This is a genomic window from Hymenobacter lapidarius (genome assembly GCF_001816145.1).
Taxonomy (GTDB): domain Bacteria; phylum Bacteroidota; class Bacteroidia; order Cytophagales; family Hymenobacteraceae; genus Hymenobacter; species Hymenobacter lapidarius.
This window is the reverse complement of record NZ_MDZB01000084.1, coordinates 33,544-53,711: the sequence shown is the minus strand read 5'-3', so window position 1 is coordinate 53,711 and position 20,168 is coordinate 33,544. Positions and strand designations below refer to the sequence as shown.

At 60.8% G+C, this 20,168-nt stretch carries 11 protein-coding genes and 1 tRNA gene; 6 read left to right on the top strand and 6 right to left on the bottom strand.

Annotated features, from left to right (window positions below; all coding sequences use genetic code 11):
* Positions 1-5: 5 nt before the first annotated feature.
* The 3 genes from BEN47_RS05565 to BEN47_RS05560 all read left to right on the top strand — a co-directional run bounded on the left by BEN47_RS05565 (position 6) and on the right by BEN47_RS05560 (position 7,009).
* Positions 6-4,949: an MG2 domain-containing protein gene (locus tag BEN47_RS05565; RefSeq protein WP_070725975.1), complete on the top strand. Its 4,944-nt coding sequence runs from the start codon at positions 6-8 to the stop codon at positions 4,947-4,949.
* Positions 4,856-6,223, top strand: a complete 1,368-nt coding sequence (locus tag BEN47_RS22610) for an alpha-2-macroglobulin family protein (protein WP_317039468.1) — start codon at positions 4,856-4,858, stop codon at positions 6,221-6,223. Before BEN47_RS05565 ends, BEN47_RS22610 begins: the two co-directional genes overlap by 94 nt.
* Positions 6,224-6,331: 108 nt before the next feature.
* Positions 6,332-7,009: a hypothetical protein gene (locus BEN47_RS05560; protein WP_070725973.1), complete on the top strand. Its 678-nt coding sequence runs from the start codon at positions 6,332-6,334 to the stop codon at positions 7,007-7,009.
* 111 nt (positions 7,010-7,120) lie between these two features.
* Here the strand turns inward: BEN47_RS05560 and BEN47_RS05555 are convergent, their stop codons facing one another.
* The 6 genes from BEN47_RS05555 to BEN47_RS05530 all read right to left on the bottom strand — a co-directional run bounded on the left by BEN47_RS05555 (position 7,121) and on the right by BEN47_RS05530 (position 13,239).
* Positions 7,121-7,591, bottom strand: a complete 471-nt coding sequence (locus BEN47_RS05555; protein ID WP_070725970.1) for a beta-xylosidase family glycoside hydrolase — start codon at positions 7,589-7,591, stop codon at positions 7,121-7,123.
* Between the two features lie 496 nt (positions 7,592-8,087).
* Positions 8,088-9,722 (bottom strand): HAMP domain-containing sensor histidine kinase, encoded by a 1,635-nt coding sequence (locus BEN47_RS05550; RefSeq protein WP_158010866.1) that lies wholly within the window; start codon positions 9,720-9,722, stop codon positions 8,088-8,090.
* 63 nt (positions 9,723-9,785) lie between these two features.
* Positions 9,786-10,229, bottom strand: coding sequence for a hypothetical protein (locus BEN47_RS05545; protein WP_070725966.1), 444 nt, complete (start codon positions 10,227-10,229; stop codon positions 9,786-9,788).
* A 12-nt stretch (positions 10,230-10,241) separates the two neighbouring features.
* Positions 10,242-11,291 (bottom strand): hypothetical protein, encoded by a 1,050-nt coding sequence (locus BEN47_RS05540; RefSeq protein ID WP_125921516.1) that lies wholly within the window; start codon positions 11,289-11,291, stop codon positions 10,242-10,244.
* A 483-nt stretch (positions 11,292-11,774) separates the two neighbouring features.
* Positions 11,775-11,846 (bottom strand) — tRNA-Arg (locus tag BEN47_RS05535).
* Between the two features lie 64 nt (positions 11,847-11,910).
* Positions 11,911-13,239, bottom strand: coding sequence for a Pycsar system effector family protein (locus BEN47_RS05530; protein WP_239691507.1), 1,329 nt, complete (start codon positions 13,237-13,239; stop codon positions 11,911-11,913).
* A gap of 201 nt (positions 13,240-13,440) precedes the next feature.
* On the opposite strand from BEN47_RS05530, the gene BEN47_RS05525 reads away from it, so the two are divergent.
* The 3 genes from BEN47_RS05525 (at position 13,441) to BEN47_RS05515 (ending at position 20,046) form a co-directional block, all read left to right on the top strand.
* Complete coding sequence (locus BEN47_RS05525; RefSeq protein ID WP_070725963.1) at positions 13,441-17,424, top strand: metallophosphoesterase; 3,984 nt, start codon at positions 13,441-13,443, stop codon at positions 17,422-17,424.
* Positions 17,425-17,901: 477 nt separating this feature from the next.
* On the top strand, positions 17,902-19,164 hold the full coding sequence (locus BEN47_RS05520) for a M43 family zinc metalloprotease (protein WP_070725961.1): 1,263 nt from the start codon (positions 17,902-17,904) through the stop codon (positions 19,162-19,164).
* A gap of 387 nt (positions 19,165-19,551) precedes the next feature.
* Entirely contained in the window at positions 19,552-20,046 is a 495-nt protein-coding gene (locus tag BEN47_RS05515; RefSeq protein WP_070725960.1) for a SixA phosphatase family protein, read from the top strand.
* The last annotated feature ends 122 nt before the right edge of the window (positions 20,047-20,168 follow it).

The window sequence follows — 20,168 nt, the reverse complement described above, 5'->3', positions numbered from 1 at the left end:
TGCTTATGCGTTTCTTCCTTTTCGCCTGCTTGCTGCTGATGGTCGTTCTCAGCAGCACCTCCGCCGTGCCATCGCCCACTCCTTTCGCCGCCCAGTGGAAAAAAGTAGATGCCCTGCTCGCAAAAGGGCAGACGGCCACGGCCGCGCCGTTGGTGGAGGCCATCTACCAGCAGGCCCGCAAAGAGCAAAATGACCCCGCCTACGTGCGGGCCCTGCTCTACAAAATCCGCCTGCTGCAAGCCAAGGAAGAGGACGAGGCCGAGAAAGCCATTGCGCTGCTCGAAACGGAGCTGAAAACAGCCACTTTCCCGGCCCGGCCCATTCTGCACTCGCTGCTGGCCGAGCTCTACACCACCTACCTCAACCAAAACCGCTACCGCCTCTACGGCCGCACGGCCGGCGCCCGGCCCACCACCGACGACCAGAAAACCGCTGACGGCGGCACCAGCCTGGCCACCTGGGACATGGGCCGGCTGGGCGCGGCCATCGTGCGGCATTACTACCAGTCGGTGGAAGACGCGCCCCAAAAGCAGCTCTATATTTCCCTGCGCACGTTGGGTGACCTGGTTTTTAATGGTGATACCGAAGGCCGCGCCCTGCGCCCCAGCCTGTACGACCTGCTGGCCCACCGCGCCATTGAGGGCCTGAAAAACCAGGAATTATACGTGACCCGCCCCGAGCAGCAGTTCCAGCTCACCGAGCCGAAGCTGTTTGGCCCGGCAGCGGAGTTTGCCGCCCTGCGCCTGCTCGCGCCCGATGCCGATTCTCTCAACGGGCAGCTGCACGCGCTGCACGTGCTGCAGCGGCTCACGGCCTCGCGCCAGCAGCAGGTACCAGCCAACCGGGCCGCACTGGCCGATGTGGACCTACAGCGGCTGGATTTCCTAAACAGCATCACCCAGGGCACCGACCTGGCCGAGCAGTACGAGCCCGCCCTGCTGCGCATGACTGCGACCTACGCCGACCTACCCATCAGCACCGAATTCATGGCCCGCCGGGCCGAAGCCGTGCGCGAAGACGGCGACAACGTGGCCGCCGTGAAGCTGGCCCGGGAGGCGGAGGCGCGGTTTCCGAAGTCGCGTGGCGCGGCGCGGGCGCGGCAGCTGCGCGAGCAGATTGAGCGCCCGGAGCTGGCAATAGAAACTACCGAGCTGGTGGTGCCCAACCAGCCCTGGCGCCTCAACCTGACGGTGCGCAATGTGGCCGAGCTGCACGGCCGCGCCTACCCTATTTCCCTGCGGGAATGGACGGCATTGAAGCGCGCGGGCTACCTTCGGCAGCGGGATGTTGAGGAATACCAGAAGCAGATAAAAGACGCCAAGCCAGCCGCCAGTTGGGATATTCCGGTGCCTTCTGAGGCGCTTGAATACAAGGCGCGGCCGCTGGCCGTCGCCGGGCAGGCCCTGCCCACGGGCTACTACATCCTCGTAATCAGCAGCGCAACTAGTCCTTCGGGCAAGGTTGCGGCCACTAGCGTTACTTCCTACGCCTTGGTAGGCGCCAGCGAGTTGAGTGTGGTCCACCGGTTCGAGCCAGCTACCGGGACGCCGCAGCTGCTGGTGCTGCAGCGCCAGAGCGGCATTCCGCTGGCGGGCGTGCAGGTGCAGGGCACCTACAGCAGCTATGATTCGCAGCAGCGGCAGCAGGTCACTCGCACTTCCGAGCGGCGCCAGACGGCGGCCACCGGCGAGGTGACGCTCCCAGCCCCCACCTCGGCCGATGGCAAAACGAATGCCGAGCGGGTGGTGTCCATTAAAGTGTGGAAAGGGGCCGATACCGTTCTGCTCGATAACATTGGCCAGCATTATGCCCGGGCGTCGAATGATGGCGATACCCGCTGTTTTCTATTCACGGACCGGGCCATCTACCGGCCGGGGCAAACGGTATATTTCAAAGGCATACTGGTGGAGCAGAAAGGCGGCAAAAGCCAGCTGCTGACCAGGGAGGAGCAGGAAGTGGAGCTCATTGACGTGAACGGCCAAAACGTACAGTCGCTGGAATTCGTCACGAACGAGTTCGGTTCTTTCCACGGCTCGTTTGTGTTGCCCGCGGGCCTGCTCAACGGTGATTTCACGCTGAGAGCCGACGACGGTTCTCTCACCTTTGCCGTGGAGGACTACAAGCGCCCCACCTTCTTCGTACAGCTTGACTCTGTGCCCGGCCGGCCGCAGTTGGGCCAGCCGCTCACGGTGCGGGGGCAGGCCAGCGCCTACTCCGGGCAGGCCACCGACGGCGCCCAAGTAGCCTACCGCGTCACGCGCCGCGAGCTGTGGCCGATGTTCGATTACGGTTTCCGGGGTGGCAGCTACGCGCCCAACCAGGGCGGCACCCAGGAAATAGCCCACGGCACCACCAGCACCGACGCGGCGGGCCGGTTTGCCATCACCTTCACGCCCCCTCTAGTCATCGAAGCGCCGGGCCGCCCGCGCCGGTGGGAGCCGGGCTACTTGTTTGAAGTAGTGGCCGACGTGACTGACCCGGCCGGCGAGACGCGCACCGGCACCCGCGCGTTTCCCGTGGGCCGCAACCCCCTTAGCCTCAGCATGGCCGGCCCCAATCAGGCCGACAAGCAGCGGCTGCCCGCCTTCACCCTGCTGGGGGTAAACGCCACCGGCGAGCCCCTGCCCACCACGGGCACCGTGCGCCTCCTGGCCCGTCGCTACCGGCCCAACCCGCCCGGCGTACCCGGCCCTGCTCCGGAAACACCCGAGAACGAAGCTTCGCCCGAGCTGGTGAGCACTGTGGCTTTTGACACCAAAGCCGGCCCGGTCCTCAACCTGAACGCGGCCCTGACCGCGTTGCCCACGGGCCGCTACCTGCTCGAAGCCCAGGCCACGGGCGACGATTCGGCGCGGGCCCGGCACGAGCTCACGCTCTACGATTCGCAGGCCAGCACCATTCCTTACGCCACGCCCGACTGGTTTGTGGCCCTCGCCGACACGGTGGCACCGGGGCAGCCCGCCACGTTCCTGCTGGGCAGCAGCGCTGCCGATGCCCGCGTTCTGGTGCAGGCCGAGCGCGGCGGCAAGCTCCTGCGTCAGGAATGGCTGACGCTGAAAGCCGGCGAGCAGCGGCGCATCACGGTGTCCAGCGGCCCGGCCAGTGCAGCGGGCCCGCTGCACCTGCACACCGTGCAGGTGCGCGACAACCACTTGTACCAGCACGAGGCCGTGGTGCAGGTGGCGGAAAAACCCGCGCCGCTGCAGCTGTCCATTAGCACGTTCCGCGACAAGCTGCGGCCGGGCCAGCAGGAAACCTGGCAGCTCACCATCCGCCAGGCCACGGGCAAGCCCGCCGATGCCGAGCTACTGGCCACGCTCTACGACCAAAGTCTGGATATTTTCCGGCAGCACCGTTTTATGGGGCTGGAACTGGGCGGGGGCTACTACCCCGCGCAATTTAATTGGCAGGGGTACTTCGCAGCGGCTAACTGGATGAGTGCGCTTGCGCGGGAGGGAAATACGGGCGCTGCCGTAGATGGCATTGCTTATCCGGAGCTCAATACCTGGGGTGTTTTCACCGATGGTATACGACACACTCTGGATAGCCAGGTGAGTGGGGTGCGCATACGCGGCTCAATGGCCCGCCCCGCCGCGGCGCCCGACTTAGCCGAGATGGCCGATGCGTCGGCACAATCCAAACAGCTCAACGAAGTGGTGGTCACGGGATTTGGCGCCGGCCAGGGCCGCAGCGACCTGACGGCTGCGGTTGCCACCACGACTACCAACCGCCCGGTCGACCTCTCGGCGGTGCCCACCCGCACCGACTTCCGCGAAACGGCTTTCTGGCAGCCCGCCCTGCGCACCGACCGCAACGGTAGCATCGTGCTCGAATTCCAGATGCCGGAAGCCGTGACACGCTGGCAGCTACTGGCTCTGGCCCACGACAAAAACCTGCGCAGCGGCCAGCTGGCCCGGCAACTTGTCACCCAAAAGGAAATCCAGATTACACCCAACGCCCCGCGCTTTCTGCGGCAGGGCGACACGTTCACCTTTCCCGCCAAGTTCTCCAATCTGACCGACCACGCCACCGCTGGCACCGCGCAGCTGTTTCTGCTCGACGCTGCCACCGGCCAGGACATCACCAGCCAGCTTGTGAAAGGCCCGGCGCAGCAAGCCGTATCGGCTGCCGCGCACCAGAGCGCCGCGATGGGCTGGGAAATCAGCCTGCCAAATGACTTCGCGCCGGTTGCGGTAACGTACCGGGTGGTTGCTAGTTCTTCGTTGTCAGTTGTCGGTGAAGAGAAAGCCAAGAAGGCGAAGGCCAAGAAAGGCAAAAAAGCCTCGACAGCTGACAACCAACAACTGACAACTAGCGACTCCGATGGCGAGGAAAACACCCTGCCCGTACTGCCCAACCGCCTGCTCATCACCGAGAGCCTGCCGCTGCCTGTCGTGGGCCCCGGCACGCGGGAGTTCGAGCTGAAAAAGCTCACCAGCACCAGCAGCCCCACGCGCCGCAACTACTCGCTGACGTTGGAAATGACGGCCAACCCCGCCTGGTGTGCTGTGCAGAGCCTGCCCTACTTGATGGAGTACCCCTACGAGTGCTCGGAGCAGGTATTCAGCCGGCTCTACGCCAACCTCATTGCCGCCCAAATCATTAGGTCGAACCCGCGCTTCAAAACCATTCTGGCGGAGTGGACGCGCCAGGCCCAAAACGGCACTGCCGCCCAGAAAAACGCCCTCGCCAGCAAGCTGGCCCAAAACCAGGAGCTGAAAAACTGCTCCTGCAGGAAACTCCCTGGGTGCGCGACGCCCAGGGCGAAACCGAGCGCCTGGCCCGCCTCACCACCCTGTTTGACGAGGCCCGCCTGCGCACCGAAACCGCCGCCTCCCTGGCCAAGCTGCAGCGCATGCAGTCCGAAAGCGGCGCCTTCCCGTGGTTTGAGAAGATGCCCGATGACCAGTACATCACGCAGCTTATCGTGGCCGGCTTCGGCAAGCTGAAGAAGCTGGGCGCCTTCGATGCCGACACCGACCCATTGGCCCAGCCCATTCTGCAGCAGGCCCTGCGCTACCTCGACGGCCGCCTAGCCGGCGATTACGCCGAGCTGAAGCGCCAGAAAAGCGTGAAGCTGACTGACAACCACCTAAGCGACCTGCAGATTCAGGCCTTGTACGCGCGCAGCTTCTGGCCGCAGCCCGCCGTGGTGCCCGCCGCCAAACCAGCTGCCGCCTACTACCGCCAGCAAGCCGGCACGTTCTGGCCGAGCCAGACGCGCTACCTGCAGGCCCAAATAGCGCTGGCGCTGTTCCGCGACACCAAAACGGCCCCCGCTACCCGGGATATTCTACGCGCCCTCACCGAAAACGCCCTGCACTCGCCCGAACTGGGCATGTACTGGAAGGAAGTGCGCGGCGGCTACTACTGGCGCGAGGCTCCCACCGAAACCCAGGCCACGCTCATTGAAGCCTATGATGAAGTAAAAAACGACCAAAAATCGGTGGACGAGATGAAGCTCTGGCTGCTCAAACAAAAGCAAACTCACCACTGGGAAAGCACCCGCGCCACCGCCGATGCCTGCTATGCCCTGCTGTTGCGTGGCTCCGACTGGCTCGCGCCCCGGCAGCCGCTGCAAATCACCGTCGGCGGCCAGGCCGTGCAGTCCGAAGCAGCACAGGCCGGCACCGGCTACTTCAAAACCAGCTGGCCCGCCGCTGAGGTGCAGCCCGCGCAGGGCAAAGTCACCATCCGCAAGCCCGATGCCGGCGTGGCCTGGGGGGCGCTTTATTGGCAGTATTTCGAGGACATGGATAAGGTGACGCCCGCCGCCACGCCGCTCAGCCTGGAGCGGCAGCTCTACCACGAAATTCAATCCACGGGCGGTCCGGCGCTGGTAAAAATCTCGGCCGCCATGCCCATACCCGTGGGCGACGTGGTGGTAGTGCGCCTGGTGCTGCGCACCGACCGTGCCCTCGAATACGTGCACCTCAAGGACCAGCGCGCCGCCGGCCTGGAGCCCATCAGCCAGCTGAGCGGCTACCGATACCAGAACGGACTGGGCTATTACGAGTCGCCGCGCGATGCGGCCACCAACTTTTTCTTTGGCGCTGTGCCCCGCGGCACGCACGTCTTCGAGTACCGGCTGCGGGCAGCGCAGGCCGGCGATTTTTCGGGCGGCCTCAGCCAGGTGCAGTGCCTGTACGCCCCCGAATTTGGGGCAAATTCGGCCGGGGTACGGCTCCGGTTAGTGGCAGGAGAAGCTGGACCGGAAAAATAGGCCGTTGGACCCTGTAAAGGCCCTTCCGGACGTCCCACCCACCTTTTCCCTTGCATTTAAGCGGGTCGGGGGCTAGCTTTGTCTTTAGTCGGGTTTATATAATCATCTATGAAGCACCTATTTGTCCTCCTAACGTTGCTCCTGAGCTGGAGCGGAGCCCAAGCCCAAACCGAGAAGCAAACCGTCGTTTCGAAGCTACCTGGTGAGGAAAACTTAAGTTTGCGCGAGCGGGCCGAGCGTGATTTTCTGATGCCCGTGCGGCGCAAGAAGGTCGTAGCAGAGTCCCCCAAAACCACCACCGACGAAAACACCGCCGCGCCCGAATCGGACGCTACGGCCCGCTACACCGAAGGCGACGAAGCCAACTCCGCCGCCGTACCGGCCCACACCACCCGCAGCTACGAAGCCCGCAACACCGAGGCCCTGGCCGCCCGCCGGGCCGCCGCCCGCCGCGAAGAAGCCCGGGCCGAAGCCAGAGCCGAGGCGCGCGCCGAAGCCCGCCGCCACGCCACCCGCAGCAGCTCCAAATCGAAGTCGCACAGCAGCAAGTCAAAATCCAAGAGCAAGTCGGCCTCCAGCGCCAAGTCCAGCAAAAGCAAGAGCAAAAGCAGCAGCGCCAGGAGCTCAGCAAGCAGCAAGAAGGCGGCCGCTAAAAAGAGCAGCAGCACCAAGAAAAGCAGCGCCAAAAAGCCCACCACGAAAAAAAGCACTGCCAAGACACCTGTTGCTAAGAAGAGCACTCCTTCCAAATCGAAGACTTCCAGCAAGTCAAAGAGCCGCCGTTAGCCCGTGCGATTGCAGTCATAAGAAAGGGCCCAGCACATTGTGTTGGGCCCTTTTTGTTGTTTCAGACTTCACTCCTCTGTCCCTGTAGCCCCAAGCACTCGTTGCCAACCGTTAGCGCTGGTTGCGGATAATGAAGTTGTGGAATGTGGCGCGGTGCCCGCTTTCGCCCTGCGCCATTAGCGCCACGCGCACGCCGCGGTCCCACGGCGGCAGGTAGGTGCCGTTGAGCGAAAAGCTGTCCGTGGGCAGCGGGTTCCAGGTCGAGCCGTCGGTGCTGTAGGCGAAGCGGTAGCGCTGGCCGCCCCACACTTCCAGGCGCAGGGTGATGGTGGCGCAGGGCTCCACAAAGACCTGCACCAGGCACTGCTGCTTGCCGCTTTTCACGTGCCAGAGCTGCACCTGGCCATTGCCGGCCATGATGGCCATGATGGCCAGCACGTTGTACGGGTCGCCCACCGCGGCCAAGCCGGCATAGGTGTCAAGGGGTAGGGCGGCGAAGTCCAGGGTGGTGGCAGCTTTGTAGGTGCCACGTGCGAGCGGCGGGCCACCATAGGTAGAACTCCAGGTTTGCAGCCGCCCCATTGGCCCGCAGTGTGAGTGTGATAGGCCGTAAATAATTCCAAAATTTCGGGTACCGCCGAATCGCGTCGCCTACTCCTTGGCAGTGTGCTCTTGCCGATGTGAAGACCTTTCAGACGCCGCAGCTGCCTGAGGCTTTCTTTATTGGTGCGGCAGCTGTCGTGAGCCACCCAATAATTGTCGATGTCGGAGAAAAGGACTTTCTGCTTTTCCCGTTGCGCCAAGACGGGTGAGACGCTGAAAAGACACAGCAGGGCCAGAAAGAAGCTTCTCATCATAACGGCACGCGTGATAAGGAGATTGGAGCGCATGTAAGCCTAGAGGACACCAGTATGTACAAATGCTGAAGAGCCTTGGTGCTTGCCGGAGCGGTGAGCATACGGCAATTCCTGCACACCCAAGCGCGTAGCCTGCGGGCAGTTTCGGCAAACGCCTTTCCCATTCCTTCAATCACGGGGTATAGCGGCCGCGCTGTGGCATGATGCCAACGCCCAAGCGCTCAACTCACGGCCACGGCGGCGGCAGCGGGCAGGTTGATGGTGAACGTGGTGCACACGTCCTGCCGCGTTTCCACGGTGATATGGCGTTTGTGAGTGCGGGCAATGTCCTGGCTGATAAATAGCCCCAGGCCGGTGCCTTTGGAGGTGGGCTTTGTGGTGAAAAACGGAGAAAACAGCTGTTCCTTTTCAACGGCCGGGATGCCAGCGCCATTGTCGTGAACCTGTATTTCCACGCCGTTTTCCTGAAAGACTGTAACGACAGTAAGCATGGGTTGAAAATCCGGGTACCGCAGGGATTTCTCATGCACCGCGTACATCGCATTGTTTAGCAAGCTATACAGGACCGTGCTCATCTCTGTGGGCACCAGGCGGACGACGATGCTTTCCGGATTATCGCCTTTAATCAGCTGCAGCGCAACATTCTGATAAGCGCTGTCCGATTCGTTTCGATACGCCAGCAACTGCTCGTCGACAAACGAGTTGAGGTCGACTTCGACGAAGTAGTTCGCCTTAACCTGCAATAGTTTGTCCATGCTGCGAACGATGCGGGTGAGGCTGGAGCTGTGCTCTTTGATTTTGCTGGTGTTGGTTTCAATCATGGCGAGCAGGGGTAGCAGTTCGGTCTGCATGTGCTGCTGGTCGGCAGCGTAGGAGCCCGGGGCGAACAACTCCTGGCACTCCGCCAAAATCTCCGTCGATACGTCGGCAAAGTTGCTGACGTAGCTCAGGGGGTTGAGCAGCCGGTCCACAAGCCCCTTGGTGAGCTGGCCAATCGAGGCCAGTTTCTCCTGCCGGATGAGTTGCTCCTGGGTTTCGCGCAGGTCAGTCAGGGTGCGCTTGAGGCCTGCCATTAAGTCGTCGGACTTTTGCTGCTCGGTTAGCAGCTCACTCGTTCGGGCTTCGAGCTCGTGGCGCGCGGTCGACAGGTCGGTCACCATCTTATTGAACGCCGCGCCCAGCTCCCCAATCTCGTCCCGCGAAGTGCTCTGCACGCGCTGGGTGAGGTCGCCCCGGCCCACTTTGGTGGCCGCGTCGCGCAGCTTCAGCACCGGCACGGAAATATTTTTGGCCAGGCCAAAGCCAATGCCGATGCCAATGCTGAACACCAGGAAGCTAAAAAACAGCGAGGTGATGCGAATCTGCCGTTTGCTCTGCATAATTTCCCGGGTGGAGAAGGCGAGCATGATTTCACCGGTCATCATCGGCGTGTTAAAACTGGTCCGCTTGACCACCGTGGAATCGTTGGAGGTGGCGTCGACGTTTATTTTCTTCCGCTCCGGGTAGGTCTTGAAAACCGTGCGCGCGATGCGGTACCGGGTGTGGGCGGCGTTCCAGGAAGTATCGGTCTGGAGCAAGCTCACGTATTGCAGGAGAGGGTCTTTCTTCACAAAGTCCATGGCGGTTTGCACCCCCTGGAAATTCTGTTCAGTCATGGCAATTTTCACCCCCAGCGCCACCGTATTGGCATGGTTTTGCACGTCTTTGTTAAAGTTGGTGAGCAAGCTGCGCTCCTGAATGACGGGTAGGTAGAAAAGGACGAAGAAGGAAAATAACAGCACGATGCTCGTCACGGCCAACCAGATTTTGGTTTTGACCGTGAGCCGCAAATGGCTGATGATTCGTAAGACGGACAAACGATGTGAGCTCTTTACCATATCGGACGGGCCCTAAAGTAGAAGGACGTAAAAGAGCAGTTATTATAAAAATTTCTTTCCGTCGATGGTGATGGTTTTGCTGCCCGGCGCGGGTTGGTTGACCACGCCAATGGCCCCGGTGGTTTGCGCCACAAAGTCGGCCAGCTCGTTTTCGGAGTTGAAAAAGTTCGGCGCGTCGGCTTTGCCCTGGAACACCAGCGCCAGCCAGTACTTGTTCAGCTCGTTGGCGCTCATGTTGTAGATTTTCTTGCTGGTGTTCTGGCCGATGGGCGTGGTGGTTTTCAGCAGGGCAATAACCACTTTGCTGCCGTCGGGCCAGCGCAGCTTTTCCCCTTTTATGGTGGACCGCAGCTGCGCCAGCTTCATTTCGGGCGGAACTCCTTTGCCATTGCCAATAACCGCGAGGTTCAGGTCCTGCGCGCGTGCCGGGGTGTGCCAGAACCCAATGAGGAGCAAAAAAAACGTAATCCGGTAGGCCCAGGTCATATACAGTACGAATTAAAAGCCCACGGCCACCTGGAAGGTAACCTTATCGGAGGGGGGGCGCACAGAGCCGTTGGTGTGTTGGTATTCGAGCTTCAGCACGGCCAGGTAACTCAATTCGTAGCGCAACCCGCCCACGAAAGATTGGGTGTTATTGGAAAGGAAATACACTTCCCGGTTGCTGGTGAATCGGGTGTCATCGACGCGGACGTAGGGGATGATTTTCTCAGTCAGGCGCAGGCCAGCGTACACGTAGGTGGCCACCGCGCGCTGCATGCCGAGGCTATCGGAGCGGCTGCTGACCATGCTGCTTTCGGCCAACAGTTCGAACTTCTTGGAGAAAACCGAGTCGGTGTAGGAAACGGAGCCCGTCATGATGTCCTGGCTTATCCGGGTGAGGGCCACCGGCCTTACCCCGCCCGAGTGGTTGTGCATGGTGCTGCCTTTCGAAATGGCGTCGTGGTACAGCGAGGCCCCCAGCCGCATGCCGTCGGTGGGCTTGATGTGCACGGCCAGCGTGGCGGACTTAAGGGGGTTATTGTCCACCACATCGCCCGACCCGATGCCGTTGCCTACCATGGCGTCGTAGCCGAAGCGGAGGCGGCCCAGGTTTTGCCCCTGCAGGCTCACGCCCGTGGTGTGGAGTGGGATAATGCCCTGCGCAAACAGCAGGGGCCGGTCGATGGTGGGAAAGAACACCCGGCCGTGGTGGTAGGTGTCGTTCCAGTAGTTGATGGGCGTGTGGTGCTTGCCCAGCAAGACGCTGTGGTTGCCCGCGTAGTTGTATTTCAGAATGATGCGCTCGACGCTGATGTCGAAATTCGTGGGCGAAGCGAGCGAAAACTTGAAAACGGTTTCGCCCAGAAAGGACAGGCGTTCCGTTATCTCGGACGTTATGAACAAGTCCTGCTCGCCGAGGCCGAAGCTGACCTTGCCATTTTGGTAGTAGGACACGGCGTCCACAAACCCGCGGATTTGAGTGCGTTGGGCCGTGGCGCCTGGGGCAATGCCCAACAACAGGCCAATTAGCAAGAGCGTAACGCGTGAGTAATCAATTGTTTTCATACGTTGTACTTCACTAGCGGGAAGGTCTTATCACTTGCAGAAGTAGACATGATTCCGCTTCTCGGCACCATACCGTCGTTGTTCAAGGATGCTCCTAAATATGACTGGGTGACTATCTGCTACACGTGAGGTGCAATAAGAATAGGGCAAATTGATTGTAATAAATTGCAATCTGCCAAATGTACTCCGGACGAGGTCAACTTAATACTAAAAAATATGAGTTTAGGTATAAAATGAAAGAGGAAGGCACTGGATATAGGCTTTTTACCTGTTTGCCCCTTGCCTGTGGCTCTGAAGTGGCCAAGTAAGAAATGGGAGCCAATGGCTTGAAGCACCTGCGCTACGGGTGGGCACTTCAGGTAGCAAAAAGCGGTAAGAAGACTCAAGGGCAGCAATAGTGAACCTGCCGGATAAGCGCTTCTGCATGTTTCGCTCGCCATCAAAAGCAAAAAGGTCGTTTCCCATAGGAAAAGACCTCTCAAGTAGCCGCGAGCAGATTCGAACTGCTATCAAGCGTTTAGGAAACGCCTATTCTATCCCTTGAACTACGCAGCCAGGTTACAAAGGTAAGAACAGGGCCGGCCTGTTTTGCAGGCCCTGAAAGCCTACTTGTGGAGGACTACGATTTATACAGCAGCACGATGATGAACGAAAGTACTGTAAGAATAAGCCCGACCATAAAAACGGAGTAGCTGGTGCGCAGCAGGCCGTACTTGCGCGAGAGGACCTCGCCGAGGTAGTACACATCGGTCACCATATTGGTGTACAGGCCATCTTTCTGGCGCATGAGCTCGCGGATGCTGTCCTGAAAATTGTCGAGGCTGAGCTTAGTAAAATTGCCGAAGAACAGCAGGTTTACCCGGCGGTTGTTGGCTATTTCGGGGCTTTTTTTCAGCCACTTAAAGCTCGTGACATCGGGCTGGGCTGAGAGAATGGCCGTGACCACCGAGCCCAGCGAGGTAAAGAGCAGAATGCTCATGGGAATGGCCAGTACCGGATTCTTGGTGAAGGCCGGGCCCAGGGCCGACGACTTGGCGCCCAAGTAGGTGATGATAACCGAGAGCAGCACCGCGTTGAGCTGAATCATCATGCCGGCCTTCTTGTCGGCCATGTCGGAGAGCTTGATGTGGTTGCTGTACATGGTGCGGAACATGGTCTCGACGCCGCGCTTGGGGTCGGCGAAGGTGTCGTTCAGCTCCTCTTTTTTCTTTTTGCTCTTCTTCTCCTTTTTCTTGAGTTCGTCGCGCTGGTCGCTGGTGTTCTTCTTAAAATCGTCGCGGTACCGGTCCTTGCCCGCATCCGACAGGTACTTGTGGCCCAGCATGAAGTTGAGCTGCAGTTCGGCCCAGTCCGGGTTGGAGTAGGTTTTGCCCAGCACCAGCTCCCACTCCGTGCGCAGCAGCTCGGCGCTGGAGCGGAAGTCGTCGCGGGCAAGGTTGCTCATGTCGGCGTCGAGCAGCAGCTTCTGCAGCTCCGTGGTGGCTTCGGTGTCGCGGTGCGTGGCCTGAATAAGGTCTTTTATAAGCTGAATGCGGCCGGTCTCCACGCCGTGCTCCGCAAGCCAGGCAGCGGCGCGCTCCATGCTCCGGAACTCGTGACCGTCGTACACGTCGAGGTAGCCCGTGTCGTGAAACCAAGCCGCCAGCAGCAGCGCCTCGGTGTCTTCGGGGCTGAGGCTGGCCGCAGTGGCCAGCACGCGGCATTCCTTGGCCACGGTTTCGGTGTGGCGCAGGGAATGGTAGGTGAGTTTAGCGGCCAGCTCGGTGGCAAACAGCTCCGTCACAAAAGCCTGGGCCTCCTTTGCGAGGGGCGAGGCTTTGGCTTTGGCGGATTTGCCGGTTTCGGCGGCAGCGGGTGCGACGGGCGCGTTTAGGGCAGGAGATGCCATCGGGTTTTGTGGGGTGGGAGCGGGCACCGTTGCAACGGCGCCGGGGGTAATTTCTTCCATGTTAGGCGAAGCTACGGCCGGTTCATCCGGCGGGCTTGCCAGTATTGAACGCGAAGCGCGGAGTGTAAGTTAAAAAACGGCGACCTAACCGCACCGCCGTGCTTTCCGTAACGGGCAATAACAATGCCGGCCCTGAGCCGGTCGTAGATTTGCGACAACATTCCGCGGCGGGGCTTTCGGGCCGCCGCCACATTATATTCTATGCCCTTATTTTCTCGCTTTCGACCCGCGCTGCTCACGTTCTGCGCGGTTTTGGCGTTCCCAGCGGCTACCCTGGCGCAAGGGGAGTCCAGTCAGAATCCACTCAATTCCCGTCCCAACTACCGGCGCGGCGCGCTGGGTTGGGAAGCCAAAATGCCCCCAGATAGCAGCCGCATCCGTTACTCTGTTTTTTTGATTGGCGACGTGGGCAATCCCATCGACGCCGCCAAAGGCGGCGAGCCGTCGCTGAATTTTTTGCGCAAAGAAATTCTGAAGGCCGGTGCCAAAAGCACCACCGTCTACCTCGGCGATAACATCTACGAGTACGGCATGCCCGAAGAAGGCGCCTACGACCGCAAGGAATCGGAGCGCCGCCTGCGCGACCAGCTGGACGTGCTGAAAGGCTACAAGGGTGAGAAATACATGATTCCGGGCAACCACGACTGGAAGCAGGGCCGCGAAGGCGGCCTGGAGCAGGTGCAGCGCGAGCAGCGCTTCGCCGAAAACTATATGGCCAACGACTCGGCGGCCTTTTCCTACACCGGCGACTTCATTACGCCCGGCAACGGCTGCCCCGGCCCCTACGAAGTGCGCCTGCAGGACGACGTGGTGCTCATTACCATCAACTCGCAGTGGTTCTTGACCACCCAGAGCGCCCGGCCCTACGGCGCAGACGGCGGTTGCGGCGTGGAAGACGAGACCGACTTCATGGCCCAACTGGAGGACATTATTGCTCGCAACAAGGACAAGAATATCATGGTGGTGGGCCACCACCCGCTGTTCTCGGATGGCGTGCACGGCGGCTATTTTACGCTGGCCGACCACATCTTTCCCATTAGCATTGTATACAAGTACGCCTTTTTGCCGCTACCGATAATAGGCTCCATCTACCCGTTTGCGCGCAAGTACGGTGGCATCAGCCAGGACATTGCCCATCCAGCCTACCAGGCCTACAAGGAGGGCCTGATGAATATTTTCAACAAGTACCCCAACATTGTGTACGCGGCGGGGCACGAGCACAACCTGCAGTATTTTAAGGAAGGCGACACACACCTCATCGTGAGCGGCTCGGGCTGCAAAACCCAGCACGTGAAGCCCGGCCCGGCCGGTGGCGCGCTGTTTTCGGACAAGGAAAAAGGATTTGCCCGCGTGAATTACTACGACGACGGCCAGGTGTGGACCGAGTACTTCGTGCCCGAAGGCACCGGCGACAAGGCTCGGTTGGTATTCCGCACTCCGCTCTATGCCAAGGCCACGGCGGCGGTTGCATCCACGGACCCGGCACCCGTTACGCCCCTGGGAAAAAAAGATGCCCGGGAAGACCGGCCGGTAACGGCTCCGGTGCCGAGCGGCCCGCGGCCCAACTTCCGCGACAGCAGCGTGGTAGTGGCGATAAACCCGGCGTATGACCGGCACGGCAAGATTCACAACTTGTTGTTTGGCAAGCATTACCGGAAGGAATGGGCCACGCCCGTAAAGTTCCCGCTATTGGACCTGGCCACCGACAAAGGCGGCCTGGTGCCCTACAAAACCGGCGGCGGCAAGCAAACCATCTCGCTGAAAGTACGCAACGAAGAAGGCCATAACTTCTCGCTCCGCGGCATCGACAAAGACCCGGCCGCGGTGCTGCCCGAGGCCTTGCGCACGGGCTTTGCCAAGGACATTCTACAGGACCAGATTTCGGCGCAGCACCCCTACGCCTCGTTTGTGCTGCCGCCTCTGGGCACGGCCGCGGGCATTCTGCACACCAACCCCGTGGCCGTGTACATTCCGCAGGACCCCCTGCTGGGCCAGTACTACGGCGATTTCTCGAACAAGCCGGCTGCTTTGGAAGAAGACGCCAAAGACGACCAGAGCAACGTGGCCAGCCTGGGCTTTGCCAAAAATCTGGTGGGCACCGACAAAGTGCTGGAGCGCGTGCTCGAAGACAACGACAACAAGGTGGACGAATTGGCCTTCGCCCGCTCGCGCCTCTTTGACATGTGGATAGGCGACTGGGACCGGCACGAGGACCAGTGGCGTTGGGCCGAGGTGAAAACCAAGGACGGCGACCGCACCTTCACGGCCGTGCCCGAGGACCGTGACATTGCCTTTTTTAAGGGCGACGGGGTACTGCCCTACCTGCTCAGCCGAAAGTTTGCCATTCGCAACTTCCAGAACTTTGGGCCGGACTACGCCGACTACAAAGGCCTGAACCAGACGGCCCTGGCCAACGACCGGACTTTCCTAAGCCGCGTGACGCGCGAGCAGTGGGTGGCGCAGGCCACGTACATGAAGGAAAACCTCACCGATGCCGTTATTGAGAAGGCGTTCCGGGACCGGTGGCCCAAGGAGATTTACGACCTGCACGCTCAGGAAATCATTGCCAAGCTGAAAAGCCGGCGCGACCTGCTGCCGGAATTGGCCAGCAAGTACTCCGAAGTGGTGGCCGACATTGTGGAGGTGCGCGGCTCTGAGAAGAACGAGAAGTTTGTGGTGGAGCGCCTGCCCAACGGTAACACCCACGTCACGGTACGCAAAATCACCAAGGAAGGGGCGCTCAGCAAAACCCTCTACGACCGGGTGCTGGAACGCGACGTGACCGACGAAATCCGCCTCTACGGTATCAGCGGCAACGACGTGTATGAAGTGAAGGGCGATGCCGGCAAGGGCATTAAGGTGCGCCTGATAGGCGGCACCGGCCGCGATACCATCACGGACGTGAGCCGCGTGGGCGGCGCCAAGCACTATACGCAGGTGTACGACGCCGATACCGGCAACGTCATCAACGTGGGCAAGGAGGCCCGCCTGCGCTTGGAGCCCGGCATCGACGTGAGCCGCTACGACCACCCCAAGCGCTTCGAACTGAAGGACTACCGCCTGAACTACACCGGCCCGGCCCTGTATTTCGGCTTCAACGTCGACGACCGGGTGCTGATTGGCGGCGGCATCACGCACCGGCGCTACGGCTTCCGCCGCGAGCCGTTTGCCTCCGAGCAGACGCTGGTGGCCAACTTTGCCCCGGCCCGCGAGGCGTTCAACCTGCGCTACACCGGGCAATTTACGCGCCTCATTGGGCGGTACGACCTGCGCGTGGCCGGCCAGTACTACGGCCCGCAGCTGCTCTATAACTTCTTCGGCCTCGGCAACAACACAGTCAACCTGGCCACGCCCGACGCCAACCGCGGCCGCGTGACGGCACGCACCGTGAACGACTCGTACCGCGTGCGCTTCACCCGCTTCACGCTGGCTCCAACGCTGGAGCGCAACCTTTTCAGCTTTCTCAAGATGGGCTTTGGCCCGCAGTACGACCAGTTCCGGGCCGAGAAAAACCCCCTCGGCACGGCCATCCGCGACAGTCTCACCACCGCCAGCGGTGACGTGACGTACGACAACCCCCGATTTGGCATCCGCGCGTCTGATTTCCAGTCCAACCAGTACCTCGGCGGCCTCTTTTACCTGAACCTCGACGCCAGCTCGTCGCCCAAGAACCCGCGCATCGGCATCCGGTGGTACAACGAGGCGCAGTACAACTTCCAGCTCAACGGCGAGCAGCTGCGCTTTGGCCGCCTCACGTCGGAAATCCGAGCCTACCTCACGCCCAACTTCCCCTTCCAGATTACCTACGCCGGCCGCCTGGGCGTGAACCGCAACTTTGGCGACTACCGCTTTTACCAGGCCAACACCCTGGGCGGCACCACCAACCTGCGCGGCTACCGCCGCACGCGCTACGCCGGCCGCGGCAGCCTCTACGGCAACTTTGAGGCGCGTCTGCAGCTGCTGTCGTTCAATGCCTACTTGTTCCCCGGCAAGCTGGGCATCCTGGGCCTGGCCGATGCCGGCCGGGTGTATTCCGACAACGATACCCGCACGGGCTTCTCGTCCCTGCACAGCGGCTTTGGCGGCGGCGTGTACGCCGACATTCTCAAGCAGGCCGTTATCAACGTTACCTATTCGGTGGGGGAGGAAAAGCTGGTGTTTGTAGGCTTCGACTTCCTTTTTTAGGGCACCGCCCCGCCCTGCAAACTATCCGTTCGCACTAGCATTGCCATCCGGCCCGCGCCGCGTTCCTCCGGGATTCGCTCGCGCGATGGCAATGTTTGGTTTTGGCCGTTACATAGCCGGGGTTGGAGCGGCTTGAAGCGAACGGTGAACGGGTACGCCTGCGTTATTCACCCTAATTCCTCAGCGCGCCCGCCCGGTTTAATCTTCCGCAGGAAACGGGCACCGGTGCACTAGGAAAATAATTCGCTTTTGACAACGCTTGGGCGTTTTTGGCAAAAAAAGCAAAATATGGTGGTTAATGAATTTTCAAAAATGAATTAGCTATCAATAAAATAATTGCAATTTTTTATCTGAAAGAAACCATAACATTATTTTTTTCACAACGTCGGGGGTGCGAAGTGCCAAAATATTTTGCTAGCTTGGCAACCCGATATACATTTTCCCACCTCAACTCCTCACCATATTACGCACTGCTACATGAACAAACTTTACATAACCGCGCTGGTCCTGATGGGCAGTGCCGCTCCTTTGCTGGCGCAAAACACGCAGAACCGCCCGGCAATTCGCATGGCTCCCATCAAAGAAGCCGCGCCTCCCCTCAACGGCCGGGCCTGTGCCACCATGGAAGTGTACGATGCGCAGCTGGCAGCCGACCCGGCCATGGCGCTGCGAATGAAAGAAATTGAGGCGCAAACCCGTCGGTACTTGTCGCAGCCCCCGCTAATTCAGCGCCGGGCGACCGGGGCCATCATCACCATTCCGGTAGTGGTGCACGTGGTGTACAACACCGCCGCCCAAAACGTGACCGACGCCATGGTGGCTGACCAGATTCGCGTGCTGAACGAGGACTTTGCCAAAACGAACGCAGACGCTTCGCAGACGCCCAGCATCTTCACGGCTTCGGCTACGAGCGTGCAGTTTGTGCTGGCCAAGCAGAGCCCCACTGGTGCTACCACCACCGGCATCGTTCGCCGCTCGACCAAAACCCGCTCATTCAGCAGCAACGACTTTGTGAAGTACACGAGCAAAGGCGGCAGCGATGCCTGGCCCCGCGAAAAGTACCTCAACGTGTGGCTTTGCAACCTGGGCCAGGGCCTGCTCGGCTACGCCCAGTTTCCCGGCGGCCCGGCGGCTACCGATGGTGTGGTGTGCCTGTATTCGTCGGTGCCCGGCGGTACGGCTACTAACTACGACGGTGGCCGGACGGCCACGCACGAAGTGGGCCACTGGCTGAACCTGCGCCACATCTGGGGCGATGCTTCCTGCGGCAACGACCTCGTGGACGACACCCCCACCCAGCAAACCAGCAACGGCGGCTGCCCCGTGTTCCCCAAGGTGAGCTGCAGCAATCAGGGCGACATGAGCATGAACTACATGGACTACACCTATGACCGGTGCATGTACATGTTCACGGCCGGCCAGAGCAGCCGCATGGACGCCCTGTTTGCCACCGGCGGCGCCCGCGCCAGCCTCCTGACCTCCACGGGTGGCACGGCCCTGCGCCAGGTGGCCACGGCTTCTGCGGCCCTCTACCCCAACCCCGCCACCGACGTGGTGAATGTGGAAAGCGCCCGTGGGGCGTCGCGGGTGAGTGTATATGACATGAGCGGCCACGAAATGACCCAGGCCCGCTACAATGGCAACGGCCAGGTGCAGGTATCGTCGCTGCCCAAGGGCCTGTACTACATCCGCACTTCCAGCGGGGGTACCGTAACCCACCAGCGCTTCGAGAAGGAGTAGCCCAGCTAGAGCCAGTAGCACGGGCAACAGGTGAACGTACGTAGCTGCACCTGTCGCCCTGACATTTATGAAAAAAACAGCCGCCTGAAAGGGCGGCTGTTTTTGTTTGATTCACCCTGGTTCCCACCCACATCCCGCTTCTTTTTTGTGAAAATAAATGCTTACTCATTGGCATTGAGCCTGCTCGGCGGGGTTGTGGCTCCGGCAAGGGCGCGGGTTCCCGGCTCACCTCCGAACGCGGCCAGCCGCACGCCGCACCTGCCGCCGCTTTGCCGGCAATGCACCGGAGCTGGAGTTGCTTGCCGGCATGCGGGGCAGCGCCTCTAGCGCTGCTCATAACCTTTTACCAACGTCGGGTGTAAGCAAAACGCCCTTAGCTTCGCCCCCATGAAAATCTTATACCTTCTTCGTCACGCCAAATCCAGCTGGAGCTTTGATGAGCTAAGCGACCAGGAACGCCCCCTCAACGACCGCGGCCGCGACGATGCCCCCACCACCGGCCAGGCCCTGGCCAAGCGCCGCATCTGCCCCGACCTGGTGGTGAGCTCGCCCGCCGTGCGGGCCATGAGCACGGCCATGCTGGTAGCGCGCGAGATGCAGTACCCGCACGATAAGATAGTGGTAGAGCCCAGCATCTACGGCGCCGATACCGACGGCCTGCTGGCCATTATTCACGACCTACCCAATGCGGCGGACTCGGTGCTGCTGGTGGGACACAACCCCACCATCACCGAAACCGCCAACCTGCTGTCGCCCACTTCCTTCAACGAAATGCCCACCGCTGCCGTGGTCTGTCTGCGGTTTGCGTGCGAGCAATGGGCAGATGTGAGCCGGGCCAACGCCGAGTTTTACTTTTATGACCACCCTCGCAACGGAAGCTGAACATTAGGAGAAGGTTAAAAACGACGGATTGAGACGGAAGAATCGGCTCCTTTGGAAGCGGTGCCGTACAAGGCGGCAATAGTAGAATAAAGGCGGCAGGCTATTTGTGGAAGCGGCCTGCT